15 protein-coding genes are annotated in these 15,561 nt (G+C 69.3%); 4 read left to right on the top strand and 11 right to left on the bottom strand.

Annotated features, from left to right (window positions below):
- Positions 1-2: 2 nt before the first annotated feature.
- Genes ACZ5XO_RS10005 through ACZ5XO_RS09995 form a run of 3 tightly spaced genes read right to left on the bottom strand, consistent with a single transcriptional unit; the run spans position 3 to position 2,060 of the window.
- Positions 3-611, bottom strand: a complete 609-nt coding sequence (locus ACZ5XO_RS10005) for a hypothetical protein (protein ID WP_464162208.1) — start codon at positions 609-611, stop codon at positions 3-5.
- 56 nt (positions 612-667) lie between these two features.
- The gene (pip, locus tag ACZ5XO_RS10000) at positions 668-1,657 is read right to left on the bottom strand and encodes a prolyl aminopeptidase (RefSeq protein WP_464162207.1); all 990 of its coding nucleotides are present in this window, start codon (positions 1,655-1,657) and stop codon (positions 668-670) included.
- A 31-nt stretch (positions 1,658-1,688) separates the two neighbouring features.
- Positions 1,689-2,060 (bottom strand): DUF423 domain-containing protein, encoded by a 372-nt coding sequence (locus tag ACZ5XO_RS09995; RefSeq protein WP_464162206.1) that lies wholly within the window; start codon positions 2,058-2,060, stop codon positions 1,689-1,691.
- Between the two features lie 50 nt (positions 2,061-2,110).
- Between ACZ5XO_RS09995 and ACZ5XO_RS09990 the strand changes: the two genes are divergently transcribed.
- Complete coding sequence (locus ACZ5XO_RS09990) at positions 2,111-3,271, top strand: MFS transporter (RefSeq protein ID WP_464162205.1); 1,161 nt, start codon at positions 2,111-2,113, stop codon at positions 3,269-3,271.
- 4 nt (positions 3,272-3,275) lie between these two features.
- Here ACZ5XO_RS09990 and ACZ5XO_RS09985 read toward each other — a convergent pair whose 3' ends face one another.
- From ACZ5XO_RS09985 to ACZ5XO_RS09975, 3 genes are all read right to left on the bottom strand, one after another.
- Positions 3,276-3,869 carry a hypothetical protein gene (locus tag ACZ5XO_RS09985; protein WP_464164901.1) on the bottom strand — a complete coding sequence of 198 codons (594 nt, stop codon included), beginning with the start codon at positions 3,867-3,869 and terminating at the stop codon, positions 3,276-3,278.
- A 120-nt stretch (positions 3,870-3,989) separates the two neighbouring features.
- Positions 3,990-6,551, bottom strand: coding sequence for a coiled-coil domain-containing protein (locus ACZ5XO_RS09980; RefSeq protein ID WP_464162204.1), 2,562 nt, complete (start codon positions 6,549-6,551; stop codon positions 3,990-3,992).
- A 161-nt stretch (positions 6,552-6,712) separates the two neighbouring features.
- Complete coding sequence (locus tag ACZ5XO_RS09975) at positions 6,713-6,895, bottom strand: hypothetical protein (protein ID WP_464162203.1); 183 nt, start codon at positions 6,893-6,895, stop codon at positions 6,713-6,715.
- A 149-nt stretch (positions 6,896-7,044) separates the two neighbouring features.
- On the opposite strand from ACZ5XO_RS09975, the gene ACZ5XO_RS09970 reads away from it, so the two are divergent.
- A complete protein-coding gene (locus ACZ5XO_RS09970; RefSeq protein WP_464162202.1) occupies positions 7,045-8,520 on the top strand; it encodes a phospholipase D-like domain-containing protein in 1,476 nt (491 codons plus the stop codon).
- Here ACZ5XO_RS09970 and ACZ5XO_RS09965 read toward each other — a convergent pair.
- From ACZ5XO_RS09965 to folD, 5 genes are all read right to left on the bottom strand, one after another.
- Positions 8,505-9,245: an endonuclease/exonuclease/phosphatase family protein gene (locus ACZ5XO_RS09965; protein WP_464162201.1), complete on the bottom strand. Its 741-nt coding sequence runs from the start codon at positions 9,243-9,245 to the stop codon at positions 8,505-8,507. The two genes, ACZ5XO_RS09970 and ACZ5XO_RS09965, sit on opposite strands and share 16 nt — an antisense overlap.
- Positions 9,246-9,289: 44 nt before the next feature.
- Entirely contained in the window at positions 9,290-9,988 is a 699-nt protein-coding gene (locus tag ACZ5XO_RS09960; protein WP_464162200.1) for a TPM domain-containing protein, read from the bottom strand.
- Positions 9,988-10,851, bottom strand: coding sequence for a TPM domain-containing protein (locus ACZ5XO_RS09955; RefSeq protein WP_464162199.1), 864 nt, complete (start codon positions 10,849-10,851; stop codon positions 9,988-9,990). Before ACZ5XO_RS09955 ends, ACZ5XO_RS09960 begins: the two co-directional genes overlap by 1 nt.
- 7 nt (positions 10,852-10,858) lie before the next feature.
- On the bottom strand, positions 10,859-11,575 hold the full coding sequence (locus tag ACZ5XO_RS09950; protein WP_464162198.1) for a LemA family protein: 717 nt from the start codon (positions 11,573-11,575) through the stop codon (positions 10,859-10,861).
- A gap of 94 nt (positions 11,576-11,669) precedes the next feature.
- The gene (folD, locus tag ACZ5XO_RS09945; protein ID WP_464162197.1) at positions 11,670-12,593 is read right to left on the bottom strand and encodes a bifunctional methylenetetrahydrofolate dehydrogenase/methenyltetrahydrofolate cyclohydrolase FolD; all 924 of its coding nucleotides are present in this window, start codon (positions 12,591-12,593) and stop codon (positions 11,670-11,672) included.
- 93 nt (positions 12,594-12,686) lie between these two features.
- Here folD and ACZ5XO_RS09940 point away from each other — a divergent pair, with 93 nt between their 5' ends.
- Both ACZ5XO_RS09940 and fni read left to right on the top strand, forming a co-directional pair.
- Entirely contained in the window at positions 12,687-14,519 is a 1,833-nt protein-coding gene (locus ACZ5XO_RS09940; protein WP_464162196.1) for a PPC domain-containing protein, read from the top strand.
- A 10-nt stretch (positions 14,520-14,529) separates the two neighbouring features.
- Positions 14,530-15,561: a type 2 isopentenyl-diphosphate Delta-isomerase gene (gene fni, locus ACZ5XO_RS09935; protein WP_464162195.1), complete on the top strand. Its 1,032-nt coding sequence runs from the start codon at positions 14,530-14,532 to the stop codon at positions 15,559-15,561.

Below are 15,561 nucleotides of genomic sequence, written 5' to 3'. Positions count from 1 at the left end.
GCCTATTCGGCGGCCGGAAGGGACTGCTCGAGCACGGTCAGATCGATCATGGGGGCGTTGTAGCCGTACCCGATCTCGACCCAGATCAGCGCCTTTTCGGTGCGAACCGCATACTGGCGGAACCGATAGGGGGCCGGATCATAGAGGTCCTGTGCGAAACGCGGGCTCTCGGACTCCAGCAGGGCGCGGGCGCCTTGCGGCATGGCGCCGTCGAACAGGCGGACCCCGCCCAGGGCGCGAATCCGGGCGTCCAGGCGGCTGAGCAGAAGGGTCTCGTTCCATTCGGCGCCGCTGTCTGAAACCATCACGCGACCGTGGTGGTAGCGCCCCTCGACCGCTTCGGTCGCGCCGTGCGGGAAGACGTACTTTCGCTCGAGCTCCAGGGTTTTGGCGCCGGTCAGGTGGAAGCCTTCGGGGGCGCCGATATAGGGGAAGGCCGGCAGTTCAGCCTCGCTGAGAGGGACAGACGCCACGTCGAAAGGCCCGCTGGCCGCCGGCGCCTCGGCGGCGATGTTCGTCGCAGCGCCGGACGCGGCCTCGGCCGGTTCCGCGGGCTCGCCGCCGCAGGCGACGAGCATGAGGGTGACGGCGGGAAGGATGAGTTTCTTCATTTGGTGGCGACCCTTCAGCTTGGCTGGAGTCCTTCTGCCGCCACCTTGTATCGGTTTTATGTATCGGCGTTGGGCAGCTGCGCCGCCCAGTCCGTGCCGCGGATCAGGCTGTCGATGATGCCCGGCTCGCTGGAGGCGTGGCCAGCGTCGCCGACGATGTCCAGCCTGGCCTCGGGCCAGGCGCGATGCAGGGCCCAGGCGCCCGAGATCGGCGTCACCACGTCAAACCGGCCTTGCGCGATCCAGCAGGGGATGTGGCGGATGGTGTCGATGTTCTCGAGAATCCAGTTCTCGCTGTCGAAGAAGCCGCCGTTGGTGAAGAACCAGTTTTCGATCCGGGCGAAGGCCACGGCGAACTCCGGATCGGCGAACTTGTCCGGCTTGCCCGAGGGGCCCTGGACGCTGACCGTCTCGCCCTCCCAGGTCGACCAGGCCACGGCGCAGCGGTTCCGCTCCTCGATGTCGTCGCCCAGCAGGCGCTTGTTGTAGGCGGCCATCAGGTCGCCGCGTTCGGCCTCGGGGATGGGGGCCAGGAAGCGTTCCCAGGCGTCCGGGAAGATCATCGAGGCGCCGTCCTGATAGAACCAGTGCAGTTCCTTCTTCGTCAGCAGGAAGATGCCGCGCAGGATCAGGGCCAGGCAGCGGTCCGGGTGCTTGATGGCGTAGGTCATCGACAGGGTCGAACCCCACGAGCCGCCGAAGACCACCCACTTGTCGATGCCCAGCATCTCGCGCAGGCGCTCGATGTCGGCCACCAGGTCCCAGGTGGTGTTGTTTTCCAAAGAGGCGTTGGGTCGCGACAGGCCGCAGCCGCGCTGGTCGAACATGACGATGCGGTATTTCGCCGGATCGAAGTAGCGGCGCATCCCCGGATTGACCGCCCCGCCGGGGCCGCCGTGCAGGACGATGACCGGCGTCCCGTGCGGATTGCCGCTTTCCTCGTAATAGATCTCGTGGATGCTGTCGGTCTGCATCCAGCCCGAGGCATAGGCTTCCAGCTCGGGATAGAGGTCGCGGCGCAGGGTGTCGGTCACAGGAAATGCCATGTCAGAAATGAGGGGTTTTCAGATTGGCCGGTCAGGCGTTGATGTTGTGTGAGCGGAACGCCGCGATCGCCAGCACGATCCAGCCGACGATCATCAGGGTCCCGCCGACGGGGGCGATCATGCCCATGACGGGCAGGCTGAGCAGGCCGATCATGGCCAGGGCCAGGCTGAAGATCAGCCCGCCGGAGGCGGCCAGCCAGCCGGCGATCCGCGCGGTCTTGCCGCCGCCCGCCCAGGTGGCGCAGGCCACGGCCAGTACGGCGTGGACCATCTGATACTGGGCGCCCGTGGTCAGCAGGCTCTTGATCGCCGGCCCGGCTCCATGGGCGGCGAAGGCGCCGAGCGCCACGGCCATGGCCCCGTTGAAGGCGGCGAAAACGAGCAGGTTGCGATCGAGTCTCATGGCTTAATGTCTAGACCACAACTTCGCCGGAGTCTGCTATCGCAGCGGCGATGAAGTCCGCCCCGCGCATGGCCCTGCAATACGTCCTGCTGTTCGCCGCCAGCGGGGTGGCCTTGCCGTTCGCGGGCCTGTGGTTTCGCGAGCAGGGACTGAGCGGCGCCGAGATCGGCGCCCTGCTGGCCATTCCCATGCTGGGCCGCGTCGTGACCGGCCCGCTGCTGGCGGTCTGGGCGGACGGTTTCCAATACAGGCGCACGCCGATCGCCCTGCTGGGGCTGGCCATGGCCCTGGGCTACGGCGGGGCCGGTCTGGTTCAGGGCTTCGCCGCCTGGGCGCTCTGCTGGTTCGTCGGGGCCACGGCGGCGGCGGCGCTGATCCCGCTCAGCGACGTCATGACCCTGCGGGTGGCCAGGCGCGACGGCTTTGCCTTCTCCCTGCCGCGCGGGTGCGGCTCGGCGGCCTTCGTGGTCGCCAACATCGGGATGGGCGCCTTGCTGACGCGGGCGTCGCCGGACGCGGTCATCATCTGGATCAGCGCGGCGGCGGCCTTGATCGCCGTCACAGCCTGGCGCGTCTTGCCGGCCGAACCCGTGACCGAGGGCGCGCGCGTGCCGGGAATCGAACGCTTCAAGGGGCTGGGACGGCTGGTGGTCGATCCGGTCTTCATGATCGCCGTCTTCGCTGTCGGCGCGGTGCAGGCGGCGCACGCCTTCTACTATGGCTTCTCGGCCATCGCCTGGAAGGCGCAGGGCGTTCCCGAGAGCATGACCGGCCTGCTGTGGGCCTTCTCGGTTCTGGTCGAGATCGGCTTCATGTGGGTGGCCGAGCCGTGGCGTCGGCGCGCCGGGATCGGACCGTGGCTGATGTTGTCGATCGGGGCCGGTGCGGCGGTCGTGCGCTGGACGGCGATGGCCTTCGCGCCGCCGCTGTGGGCGCTGTGGCCCTTGCAGACCCTGCACGCGCTCAGCTTCGCGGCCACCTATCTGGCCGGGGTGCAGATCGTGGAGCATCTGTCGCCGCCCGACAGTCATACGGCGGCCCAGACGCTGAGCTCCGTGGTGTCGGCGGGGGTGTTGATCGGTCTGGCGACCGCAGCCTCGGGACCCCTGTACGACGTCTTCGGCCTCAGGGGTTATCTGGCCATGGCGGCCCTGGCTCTGGTCGGGGGGCTGGCCGGCCTGATCCTGAGATCGAGGTTGAAGCCGGCCTGATACCTCAGGCCGCGTTGGGACGGGGCAGGGGCGCCAGATGGCGCGCGATGGCCGAGGCGGCCGTCTTGACCGCCGTCTGCACCTTGGTCGCGGCGACGTCCGACGGCGCGCGGATCAAGCCGATCGCCGGCGAGGCCGTTCCATCCGGAAGGTCGTTCAGAATGCGATACAGCAGATAGCTGCCCGCGTCCTCTTCGGCGTCAGAGTCGGCGACCGCGGACAGGCCGGCGGCGATGAGATCGCGCACGATCTCGGCGGCGGGCGCCGTGGCGCGGGCCACGCCCGGGCCGGTGTGATCCAGTCGGTCGCTGCGATCGAGGCAACGATTTTCGGCGCGCATCTGCAGACGGAAGGCGCCGGGATGGGCCGTGCGCCCGACCAGCAGCAAGGCGCCGCATTCGCCGCTCGTCAGCATGGCGCTGAGTTCGCTGGCCAGAACGTCGGCCTCGGTCGAACCGGCGACGGGAAGGGTCCGCGCGCCCACGGGATTCCACGGATCGCCCGAAAGGTCCTCGACCGGGTCCCAGGCGGTGAAACCGGGATCCCAGGCGCAGATGGCGATGGCGGGGCGTCGGTCGGGACGGAGCCCGGTATCCATATCCAGCAAGGAAACCACCCTGTGTGACACTAACGCGACAGCGGCCGGAACGGTGCGGTCAAACCCGGCGAGAGGTCAAGCCCGCCGAGGTAAAATGTGACGGTTCTGCGGCGTTGAAACCTAGCCCAGATCGCCGATGGCGGCGTCCAGCAACATGAAGGCGCGGCCCTCGTCGGTGGCCAGGCGCGCCTGGACGTCGTGCGCGTCGCCCTGACGGGCATGGTCCTGCATCTCGCGGCCGAAGGCGCGGACATAGGCGTCGGCGTCGGCGCGCAACTCGGCGTCGGCCAGGATCCGACGCGAGACGCTGCGCACGGCGGCGGGAGCCACGCGGCGCACGATCTGGCGTGCACGATCCGGCTCTTGCAGCGCCAGGGCGCGGGCGGCTTCCTCGATCCTGGCGCGGGGCAGCAGGGCGTTGGGATCGACTCCCATGCGACGGATGGCGGCGGTGATGCGGTCGGCCAGGGCCCCTGCGTCAACCGGTGCGGCGACCGGTGCGTCCAGTTCCAGCGGCGCTTCGTGCGCCGGGTCGCCCTCGGCCAGATCGCTCCAGTCCAGCGGTTCGTCCCTGGCGGGCGCGGTCGTGGCGTCCTCGGTCGGCTCCAGCCGCAGCCGTCCGCGCAGGCCGAAGCTACGTTCCTCTGCGGTCTTGGCGGCGGGCTTGGCTTCAGCCTTGGGTTCGGGCTTGGCCTCGACCGGACGCGGCTTGTAGCGCGGCGTCTCGGGGGCGGATGCGGACAGCAGGGGTTCGCGACGACGGCTGGCGGGGGTGTCGCCCGACACCACGCCCATGACGCGCACGGCCTCGGCCAGCATGTCGTAGTTGCGGCGCACGCGGTCCTGGAAGCCGCTCTCAAGGGCTTCGGTGTCCTCGGCCGCCTTGCGCGAGGCGGCGGTCAGGGCGGCCAGCCCCTGTTCGACCGAGGCGCGCACAGCGTCCACGCGGGCGGCGGCTTCTTCAGGCAGGCGATTGGCGCGGGCGTCCATATCGGCCACGGCGCTCTCGACCTGGGTCAGGGCGGCGGTCATGCGCTCCAGCGTGCCTTCCAGCCGCTCGGCCACCTTCTCGCCGGTCAGATCGACCATTTCGGCGGTCTGGTTGACGATCTTGCGAGCGCCGTCGATGCGGGCCTCGGCGGCTTCGTCGGCCTTTTGCGCGGCGTCGAACAGGGATTCGCCCAGACGGTCGGCGCGAATCTGGGCCTGTTCGATGGCGGCGGCGGCGGCGGCGCGCTGCTCGTCGGCGGTGGCCTGCAAGGCCGACAGGGCGCGGCGGGTCTCCTCGACCAGCAGGTCGCGGGCCTCGGCGGCCAGGGCCTCGAAGCGGTCCAGCGCCAGCTTGGTGGCGTGGTCGAAGCCGTCGGCCTCGCGCTGCGACAGGTCCACCAGGGCGCGAAACTGATCGGTCACGGCCTCGACCTGGGCCTTCAGGGCGTCGCTGACGTCGCCGGTGGTCTGGTTCAGCTCGCCGGCGGCGCTGCGTGTCAGGGACAGCTGCTCTGTGAACTGGGCGCGCTGGCTCTCGATCTGGGCCGAGAAGTCCTCCTGATCGGTGCGCAGGGCGTAGGCGGCGGTGACCAGCGAGGCGCGTTGCTGGCTCAGGCCTTCCTCGACCGACTGGATCTGTTCGGCGACGCCGGTTCCGGCGGTTTCCAGACGCAGGGTCTGGCGGGCCAGGTCGTCGGCGGCGGCGCGGGCGGCGTCCTGGGCCTCGTTGGCGGCGGCGGCCAGGTCGGCGGCGCGGGCCGCCAGGGCGGCTTCGGCCTCGCGAAGCTGGGTCTGGGCCAGATCCGAGGCGTCCACCACCATGCGCGATTGACGCTCGACCGCGTCGACGACGCCGGCGGCCTGGCTGTCCAGTTGCACGCCAAGGGCGCCCATCTGTTCGCGCTCGCGTCCCAGTTGGTCGGTCAGACGACGCGCCGTGCGGCCCGCGCTCTCGGCGGCTTCGTTCAGGCGCGTGGTTTCCTGAGCCAGGGCCTCGCGCAGCAAGGCCATGTCGTTGCGGGCGCGCTCGGCGGCCAGGGCCGCCTGGTCGATGTCGCCGCGCAGGGAGGTCAGGACCTGCCCGGTCTGATGGGCGGCCAGGGCCGTCGGCCCGACCAGGGCCTCGGCCATATCGCGGGCGCGACGGGTTTCCTGGGCCAGGCTGGCGCCCTGACGCACAGCATGGGCCAGCATGATGGCCAGACCGGCGGGGGCCAGGGCGATCAGGGCGTAGACAGCCAGACGCAGCGGCTCCAGCTGGACGGCGCCCGAGCCGAACTCAAAAGCGAACCAGGAGGCGACGCCGCCGATCCACAGGGCCGAGGCCAGGCCGGCGATCAGATAGGCGGCGCCGCCGGATTTCGCAGCGGATGCATGGCTCGCGGCGACCGGGGCGGGGGGCGGGGCCTCGTCCCGCACGGCGGGCGGCGCGTCGGCCGAAACAGCCAGCGGCGGCAAGTCAGGGTGGGCCTGCATGGCGGCGGCGCGTTCCTCGGCCAGTCGCTGTTCTTCCAGCAGCTGGCGGCGCCGGCGCTCGGACATGGGACGTTCAACCTCTGGTTCTGGTTGAGGCGCAGCCTCGGCTTCCACGACCGGATCGGCGTCAGGCTTGGCGGCGGCGTCGGGCTCGCCGTGAACCGTTTCCGGTTCCGGGTCGGTCAGGTTGAGCGGCGGCCGATGGCTGGACTTCATGGGGCGTCGTTCTCGATCACTATTCGCCGGAAACGCGGCGAGGGCGCGCGGAGGGTGGACCCTAACGGCTTGATCGGGTCACGCAAAGGCTCGCAGGGCGGGATTCGCGGGAAGATCGGGGATGATCGGCCAGAATCCCTAGGCCGCAGGCGGCTGGTCGCTCAGCAATCGCCTGGGGCGGCGGCGACGGTGATCGTGGCGGCCGGGGCGTCCTTGCAATCCTGAACGCGCTGAATCTCACGCTCAGAGTGGCGCGGGGCGTGCAGATCGACGCCGAACTGCGACAACGCCGCCGCAGCGAGCATCGCGATCAGGCCAGCCAGCATTTCCAGCAGCATTTGCATGGCGCGCATCATGGCAGAGCGCGGCGATGTTTACAATGCGGCGGCATTGTGAAGCGACGCCGCTTATCCGATGGAACGAAGCCGCCTCTTAAACGTCAAGCTTGTGCGACGCGCATGGGCGCGTCACGCGAATCAGTCAGTCTGGATGCATGAGGGAACGGGGCGACGACAGCTACGAGGGCAGCCTTCTGGAGCCGGGGCGCGACTGTTGGCGCGTGGCGACGGCGCAGCGGTTCACGCCGCTGATGGAGAACAACGCCTATTTCGACGCCCTGGCCTCGTCCCTGCAGAAGGCGAAGAAGTCGATCGTCGTCCTGGGCTGGCAGTTCGACCCGCGCACCCGCCTGGACCCGGAGTCGCCGCTGACCGATCGACGGGGCGAGATCGGACATCAGCTGAGGATGCTGGTGCGCCACCGGCCCGACCTGGATATCCGCCTGCTGATCTGGAAGTCGCCTTTGCTGATCGCGGCGTCGCAGGGCTTCTATCCTCACCGCGCCCAGGGCTGGTTCCGCAAGCGAATGGTGGAGTTCCGGCTCGACAAGCCCGGCATTCTCGGCGCCTGCCACCATCAGAAGGTGATCGTGATTGACGACAAGGTGGCCTTCTGCGGCGGCGGCGACATCGCCACCGACCGTTGGGACACGGACGAGCATCTGGATTTCGATCCCCGTCGTTGTCAGCCCTCGGGTCTGTTCAGCGCGCCTCGCCATGAGGTGATGAGCGTCATGGACGGGCCGGCGGCCCGCGCTCTGGGGGATCTGGCGCGCGAGCGCTGGTTCCGCGCCACCTGGGAACGCACCTTGCCGGACGAGACCGATGAGGACCCCTGGCCTGACGGGGTCGAGCCGGCCCTGACCGACGTGCCGGTCGGGATCGCCCGTACCGAACCGCGGGTGCGCGGTCGGCCCGAGGTGCGCGAGAACGAGGCCCTGCATCTGGAATCCATTCGCCGGGCGAAGCGTCTGATCTATCTGGAGAACCAGTATTTCACATCGCCGGTCATCGCCGCCGCCCTGGCCGAGCGGCTGGCCGAGCCGGAAGGGCCGGAAATTGTTCTGGTCTCGACCGGACGCAGCCCCAGCTGGTTCGACGGCCTGACCATGGACACGGCCCGCGCAGAGGTCCTGTATCGGCTGGAGCAGGCCGATCGCTACAACCGCTTCTTCGCCTTCAGTCCGCGCACGCTCGAGGGGGAACGGATCATCGTCCACGCCAAGATGTCGATCATCGACGACCGGCTGCTGCGCATCGGCTCCACCAATCTGAACAACCGCTCCCAGGGCCTGGACACCGAGTGCGATGTGGCGGTCGAGCCGACGACCGAGGCGGGGCGCGACGTGGTGCGGCGGTTCCGTCAGCGCTCCATCGGCCATTTCATCGGCGTCTCGGGCGAGGCCTTCGCCCAGGCCGAGGCCGTCATGGGCTCGGTAGGGCGGGCCGTCCTGACCTTCGGCTCGGATCGCATGACTCTGCTCGGTTCGACGCCGCCGTCGGCGATCGAGCGGATGATCGCCGAGTGGCAGCTGGGCGACCCGGCCTCGTCGATGGACGCCTGGCGGCCCTGGAAGCGGTTGAACCGCTCGCATCGCCCCCGACTGACGGGACCTCAGACGCCAGGCTGAAATTCGAAATCGATCACCAGGGGCAGGTGATCCGAGGCCGTGCGCGCCAGCGGATGCAGCGGCGTCATGGCGCCCGTGACCCGGATTTCCGGGCTGACGAAGCAGTGATCGATACGGATGGCCGGGAAGCTGGACGGGAAGGTCTTCACCGAGGGCTTCAGCCCCAGTTCGCGCTGGGCGTCGGCCAGCCGTTTCGTCAGGGCCTGATAGGGGCGGGTGATGGAGGTGGCGTTGAAGTCCCCCGTCAGCAGGGTCGGCCCCGTGCAGCGCGGATCGCCCAGCCAGTCCTGCCCGACCAGAGCCGCCGCCTGCATCCGTTGTTCGCGCGGCACCAGGCCCAGGTGGGTGTTGAAGACGTTCAGGATGGTCCCGTCGAAGTCGATGGCCGACCACAGGGCGCCGCGCGGCTCCAGTCCCCGCAGATTGGGCAGGGTCGGCAGGGCGGCGGCGCGGATCAGCCGCTCGGGCCGCGCCGTCAGGATGGCGTCGCCGTACAGCTCGGCCTCGATGGTCATGGCCGGATGGAAGCGGAAGCCCATCGCCAGACGCTCGGCGATGGCGTGGGCCTGATCCACCCCGTTGGTGCGGGCGCGGCCGACGTCCAGTTCCTGCAGACAGACGATGTCCGGCTCCAGCTCGGCGATGACGGCGGCGATGCGGGCCACGTCCAGCTTGCGGTCGACGCCGACGCAGCGGTGTACGTTATAGGTGACGAGTCTGGGCATGGGTCCTTGTCGGCGCGGTCGATCCCGCAGCCTGTCTATCCGGTCTAGATGACAACCAGACGGTCGGGGACCTCGTTGATATCAGCGGGCCGGGGCGGAAACTGTTCCGCCAGAACCTGACCGCACAGGGCGATGGCCTGTTCCATGCCCTCGACCGGGTGATTTCGACGCAGGCCTGCGGTCAGGGCGGCGACGGCGTCGGCCCAGACCTCGGGGCTGACGCAGGCGTGGATGCCCTCATCGGCGATGACCTCGACCTGATGATCGGCCAGGGCGGCGAAGATCAGCACCCCGGTCCGCGCCTGGGTGACGTGCAGGCCGTGGGCCAGGAACTGTTGCATGGCCGCGCGGCGGACGCGGGTGCGGCGCAGGGCGACCGGCGTGAGCAGTCGTCGCACGGGCGGGATCAGGCTGACCAGGAAGACGCCGACGAAGACCGCCGCCTGAACCAGGGCGTAGGCGGCCAGGGCCTGTCCGATCTCGACCTCGCGCGCGGCGGCGTGGGCCGCCTGCCAGTCGGCGCTGCCGAGGTTGGACAGGTTGGGCAGCCAGTGGGCGCCGAAGCCAAGAGGGATCAGGCCCAGAGGCAGCAGCAGGGCCGCCGCCGCCGCCCAGGCCAGGCTGACGTCGCGATAGGAGGACACCTGCCGCGCCACGACGCAGAAGATCTCGCCCGAGGTGTTTTCCTCGGCCTGGGCGATGGCCCGGGCGACGCGGGCGTGGTCGTCGGTTGTGAACTGCATCACCATCCCCCCGAGGCGCCGCCGCCGCCGAAGCCGCCTCCGCCGCCGCCAAATCCACCGCCGCCGAAGCCTCCGCCTCCGCCCCAGTCGCCGCCTCCGCGGCCCTGGTTTCGCAGCGCCTCGCTGGCGGCCCAGATCAGGATGGGGGTCAGGCCGTCGCCCCCCTTGCCGCCACGACGCCGCCTGCCGCCCGCAGCCGCTCCGACCAGGCTGATGAAAAGGAAGAAGAAGATCAGGAAGATGATCAACGCAGGCAGGATGGGCTTCTCACGCTCGCTGGCCGCGCTCTTCGCCTCGGCCGCGCGGGTCTGGGCCTCGGCGGGATCGGCCGTCAGTTGGGCTATGACGGCGTCGGTCCCGGCGATGATGCCGGCCGCATAGTCGCCCTGGCGGAAGGCCGGCAGGATGTCGTTGCGGATGATCAGCGAGGAATAGGCGTCGGTCAGCACGCCCTCCAGCCCATAGCCGACTTCGATCCGCACCTTGCGTTCGTTCGGCGCGACGATCAGCAGGGCGCCGCCGTCGTTCTCCTTCTGCCCTATGCCCCAGTGACGACCCAGCTGATAGCCGAAGTCCCCGATCTCCTGATCCTGAAGCGAGGGCAGGGTGACGACGACCAGCTGATCGCCGGTCTGCTGTTCCAGCGTGGCCAGCTTGCCCGTCAGGGCCTGTTCCTGTTCCGGCGTCAGCAGTTGGGCGTCGTCGACCACCCGCCCGGTCAGGGCAGGGAAGCGGATCTCGGCGGCGCAGGCCGGCAGGGCCGCCAGCCACAGGACGAGCACCAGCAGAAGCGCCGGGATCAGTCCCGGCCCAAGTGGGCCGGGACTGGGGCGGTCCCTCAGGGAGAGGGCGGAAAGGATCATGTCGGGATTAGGCCGCCGGAGCAGGCGCGGCCGCGGGCGGCGTCGAACCGGGAGCGGCCCCCGGCGCGGTCGCGGGCGCGCCGCCCCCAGGCTGAGCATTGGGTTGAGCGCCCGGAACGCCGAGGTTGAAGTTCACGCTTGGCGCGCTCTGGGCCTCGGCCGTGGCGGTGAACAGCTGCATCGGCTTGGAGCCGCCGTGCAGGGTCTTGGCCCAGATCACGCTCGGGAAGGTGCGCAGCTCGGTGTTGTAGTCGCGCACGGCCTCATTGTAGTCGCGGCGCGCCACGGCGATGCGGTTCTCGGTGCCTTCCAGTTGTGACTGCAGGGTCAGGAAGTTCTGGTTGGCCTGAAGCTGGGGATAGGCTTCGACCGTCACCAGAAGCCGCGACAGGGCGCTGGAAAGCTCGCCCTGCGCCTGCTGGTACTGCTGGAAGGCGGCGGCGTTGTCGAGGTTGGAGGCGTCGATGTTGACGCTGGTGGCCTTGGCGCGGGCCTCGATCACCTGGGTCAGGGTGGTGCGTTCCTGAATGGCCGCGCCCTGAACCGTGGCGACCAGGTTCGGCACCAGGTCCGAGCGCCGCTGATACTGGCTCTGGACGTCGGCCCAGGCCGCCTCAGCGCGCTCCTGCTTGGTCGGAATGGTGTTGTAGCCGCAGGCGCCCACGGCGGGGGCCAGGACGACGACAGCGGCGACGGCCGCGATGCGAGGCGAGAAACCAGCCATGAAGAAGCTCCTGCGGGCGGTCGTCAGGACCGCTGATCGCTAAAGACTATCGGGGCCGAAAGGCTCCGCTTCAAGGCCGGATTTTTAGCGTCCCCTAGCTGTTCAGATCTTCCGGCGTCACGCCCGCGGCGCGGCAGGCGGCCGTGTAGGTGTTGGCCAGCAGGCAGGCGATGGTCATGGGGCCGACGCCGCCGGGGACAGGGGTAATGCGGCCGGCGACCTCGACCGCTTCGTTGAAGTCCACGTCGCCGACCACGCGGGTCTTGCCCTCGGCGGCCTTGACCGGATCCTTGGAGGGGACGCGGTTGATGCCCACGTCGATGACGGTGGCGCCCGGCTTGATCCAGTCGCCCTTGATCATTTCGGGGCGACCGACGGCGGCGACCAGGATGTCGGCGGTGCGGCACAGGGCGGGCAGGTCGCGGGTGCGCGAATGGGCCACCGTGACGGTGCAGCTCTCGCCCAGAAGCAGTTGCGCCATCGGCTTGCCGACGATGTTCGAGCGCCCGACGATGACGGCGTTCAGGCCCGACAGGTCGCCCAGCTGATCCTTGAGCATCATCAGGCTGCCCAGCGGGGTGCAGGGGATCATGCCCGGCAGGCCGACCGCCAGACGCCCGACGTTGACGACGTGGAAGCCGTCCACATCCTTGTCCGGGTCGATGGCGTCCAGAACGGCGGCCGAATCGATGTGCTTGGGCAGGGGCAGTTGCACAAGGATGCCGTGGATGCCCGCATCGGCGTTCAGCGCCGCGATCAGGGCCAGCAGTTCCTCCTGCGTGGTCGTGTCGGGCAGACGGTGCGTGTCCGACCGCATTCCGGCCTTCAGCGTCGTTTCGCCCTTGTTGCGGACATAGAGCTGGCTGGCGGGGTCCTCGCCGACGATGACCACGGCCAGGCCGGGCTTGACCCCATGGGCCGCTTCCAGCCGCGCTGCGGCGGCGGCGACGCGCTCGACCAGGGTCTGCGAGAAGGCCTTGCCGTCGATGAGCGAGGCGCGTGCGGGTTGGTCAGCCATGATCGGCTCCATGCGTCGGGAACTGGAAAGCGTGGCCGCGATTTACAGCCGCTACGGTTCGGCGTCTATGATAGCGCCAGCAAAGAGGTTTTCATGCGTCATTCTCAGTTCGCGGCCCTGTTCGGGGCGGTCAGCGCCATCGCCCTGCTGTCGTCAGGCCCTGCCTTCGCCCAGTCGCCGACCGACACGCGCATCGGCGCCGAGGTTCGCGGCCGTCTTGAAGAAGGGGATGCGCGCACGCGCGGCGATGACGCCTATCGTTATGACGACTACCGGGTTCAGCTCCGCGCAGGTCAGAGGTTGCAGGCCGAGTTGCGCAGTAGCGATTTCGACGCCTTCCTGGCGATCTACGCCGAGGGACGCACCTCGGGCGAGCCGCTGGCGACCGACGACGACGGCGCCGGCAGCGGCATGAACGCCCGTCTGCGCTTCACGCCCGAAAGCGACGGCGCCTATATCGTGCGGGCGCGCGCCTACTCAGGCCTGGCGTCCGGCGCCTATACCCTGGCGCTCAGCGAACGGGTGCTTCCGCGTCAGCCGCGTCCAGGCCGTATTTCGGTCGGGGGAGACGTGTCGGGCCGACTGACCAGCGGCGACGCCGAGGACGAGGACGGCAAGCCCTTCGACGCCTACGCCTTCCGGGCCAGCGCCGGCGAGCGCGTCGCCGTTCTGCTGGAATCCGAGGATTTCGACGCCCTGGTCCGCATCGGGCGCATGGTCGGCGGGGCCTTCGTTCAGTCGGCGCAGAACGACGACGGCGCCGGCAAGGGGCTGAACTCCTACCTCATCTTCACCGCGCCCCAGGCCGGCGAATACGTCATTCAGGCGACTTCGGTCGGCGGGGACGCCGAAGGCGATTACCGCCTGTCCCTGGAGCAGGGGCCGGCGGCGCCGTCGTCGCGGGGCATAGCCGTGGGCGAGGAGGTCAGCGGCCGTCTGGACGAAGACAGCGCTCAGAGCGATTCGGGTTCTCCGGCCGATCTGTACCGCTTCACGGGGCGGGCCGGACAACGCGTCGCCATCAGCATGAAGGCGGATTTCGACACCTATCTGGAACTGTTCGACATCAACCGTAACAGCCTGGCCACCGACGACGACAGCGGCGGCGATCTGAACGCTCGCCTGACCTTCGTTCTGCCTGACGACGGGGACTACCTGATCGAGGCGCGAGGTTTCTCCGACGCCACCGGCTCCTATGACCTCAAGCTGGACGAGGTGGCGCCGCCGCCGCCGCCGACAGCCCTCGGCTTCGGCCAGACCGTCCAGGGCGATCTGAAGGAAGGCGGGGCGATGGATGACGAGGGTCGCCTCTATGACGGCTACGCCTTCAGCGGAACCGAGGGGCAGCGTGTCCAGGCCATCATGCGTTCGGGCGATTTCGACGCTCTGCTGCAGGTCGGCAAGGCGGGCGAGGAATTCGAGGAACTGGCCAGCGACGACGACGGTCTGCGTCAGGGCACGGATGCTCGCCTGACCTTCACCCTGCCGGAAGACGGCGATTACGTGCTTCGCGCATTGCCTTATTCCAGCAGTGGCAAGGGTCTGTATTCTCTGGAATTCTCTGATCGCGGGCCCGAGCCGGGCCCCGGCAGTCTGCTGGTCGGCGCCACCGCGCGCGGAAGCCTGTCCGAGGCCGACGCCATGAATGACGAAGGCGTCTCCTTCGACGCCTACACCTTCAAGGCCAAGGCCGATGAGAAGCTGCGTTTCACCATGATCTCCGCCGCCTTCGACGCCATGGTCGAGGTGGGCGAGGACAAGGAAGGCGACTTCCGCAGCCTGGCCGAGGACGACGACAGCCTGTCGGACACCCATGCCCGCCTGGACTGGACCGCGCCGCGCGACGGGACCTATGTCGTGCGCGCCCGCAGCTTCGCCGCGGGCTCGACCGGCGATTACGTGCTGACGGTCGAGCGCCAGCCCTGAGGGTTTGCGAATGAGCGACGATCTGATCCTGGGCCGCAAGGACCAGCACCTGGACGTGGTGCTGTCGGGTGGCGGGCGGCACGTTCTGGCCAGCGGCTTCGATGACTGGCGCTTCGTGCACGAGGCCCTGCCGGATCTGGATCACGCCAAGATCGACCTGGGCGTCGACTTCCTCGGTCGGCGCCTGCAGGCGCCCCTGCTGATCAGCGCCATGACCGGCGGGCCCGCTCGCGCCGAGGCCATCAACGCCCGTCTGGCCGAGGCGGCCCAGCATCTGGGCATCGCCCTGGCCGTGGGCTCGCAGCGGGCGGCCATCGAGGGTCGGGCGACGGGCGGGCTGGATCGGTCCCTGCGCGACCGCGCGCCCGACACGCCCATCCTGGCCAATATCGGCGCCGCCCAGCTGACGCGCGGTTTTGGCCTCGACCAGGCGAAACGGGCGCTGGACATGATCGGGGCCGACGCCCTGGTGGTGCACCTGAACCCCTTGCAGGAAGCCTGTCAGCCCGAGGGCGACCGCGATTGGTGGGGCGTGGGCGCCGCGCTTCAGGCCCTGATCCGCGAGCTGGACGCGCCGGTCATCGTCAAGGAGACGGGGGCGGGTATATCCGCCGTCACCGCCCAGCGCCTGGTCGCCATGGGCGCGGCGGGCGTGGATGTGGCGGGGGCCGGCGGCGCCAACTGGGGCCTGATCGAGGGCGAGCGCGCGACCGAGCTTGCGGACAAGGCTCACGCCGCCGCCTTCGCCGCCTGGGGCATCCCCAGCGCTCGCGCCATCGCCGAGGCCCGCAACGCCTTGCCGGAAGCTCTGATCATCGGCTCGGGCGGGGTCCGTGACGGCGTCGATGTCGCCAAGGCGGTTCGGCTGGGCGCCGACGTGGTCGGCATGGCCTCGGGCGTCATCCAGGCGGCGACAGAGTCCACCGAGGCCGTGATCGCCCATTTCCAGACGGTGATCCGGCAACTGCGGACCGTCTGCTTTTGCACCAACGCCGCCAGCGTGGCGGCGCTGAAACGCGTCCCCTTGTTAAGTGTAAAATAA

Source organism: Brevundimonas sp. T2-11, assembly GCF_055397675.1.
This window is presented reverse-complemented; position numbering and strand designations above follow the sequence as displayed.

Excerpts from the sequence above, each read along its gene's own strand:
- ACZ5XO_RS10005 (WP_464162208.1), bottom strand. The coding sequence starts at position 611 with ATGAAGAAACTCATCCTTCCCGCCGTCACCCTCATGCTCGTCGCCTGC.
- ACZ5XO_RS09960 (WP_464162200.1), bottom strand. The coding sequence starts at position 9,988 with ATGCAGTTCACAACCGACGACCACGCCCGCGTCGCCCGGGCCATCGCC.
- folD (WP_464162197.1), bottom strand. The coding sequence starts at position 12,593 with ATGGCTGACCAACCCGCACGCGCCTCGCTCATCGACGGCAAGGCCTTC.
- ACZ5XO_RS09990 (WP_464162205.1), top strand. The coding sequence starts at position 2,111 with ATGAAGTCCGCCCCGCGCATGGCCCTGCAATACGTCCTGCTGTTCGCC.
- ACZ5XO_RS09955 (WP_464162199.1), bottom strand. The coding sequence starts at position 10,851 with ATGATCCTTTCCGCCCTCTCCCTGAGGGACCGCCCCAGTCCCGGCCCA.
- ACZ5XO_RS09995 (WP_464162206.1), bottom strand. The coding sequence starts at position 2,060 with ATGAGACTCGATCGCAACCTGCTCGTTTTCGCCGCCTTCAACGGGGCC.
- ACZ5XO_RS09980 (WP_464162204.1), bottom strand. The coding sequence starts at position 6,551 with ATGAAGTCCAGCCATCGGCCGCCGCTCAACCTGACCGACCCGGAACCG.
- ACZ5XO_RS09965 (WP_464162201.1), bottom strand. The coding sequence starts at position 9,245 with ATGCCCAGACTCGTCACCTATAACGTACACCGCTGCGTCGGCGTCGAC.
- ACZ5XO_RS09940 (WP_464162196.1), top strand. The coding sequence starts at position 12,687 with ATGCGTCATTCTCAGTTCGCGGCCCTGTTCGGGGCGGTCAGCGCCATC.
- ACZ5XO_RS09985 (WP_464164901.1), bottom strand. The coding sequence starts at position 3,869 with ATGGATACCGGGCTCCGTCCCGACCGACGCCCCGCCATCGCCATCTGC.
- fni (WP_464162195.1), top strand. The coding sequence starts at position 14,530 with ATGAGCGACGATCTGATCCTGGGCCGCAAGGACCAGCACCTGGACGTG.
- pip (WP_464162207.1), bottom strand. The coding sequence starts at position 1,657 with ATGGCATTTCCTGTGACCGACACCCTGCGCCGCGACCTCTATCCCGAG.
- ACZ5XO_RS09975 (WP_464162203.1), bottom strand. The coding sequence starts at position 6,895 with ATGCAAATGCTGCTGGAAATGCTGGCTGGCCTGATCGCGATGCTCGCT.
- ACZ5XO_RS09950 (WP_464162198.1), bottom strand. The coding sequence starts at position 11,575 with ATGGCTGGTTTCTCGCCTCGCATCGCGGCCGTCGCCGCTGTCGTCGTC.
- ACZ5XO_RS09970 (WP_464162202.1), top strand. The coding sequence starts at position 7,045 with ATGAGGGAACGGGGCGACGACAGCTACGAGGGCAGCCTTCTGGAGCCG.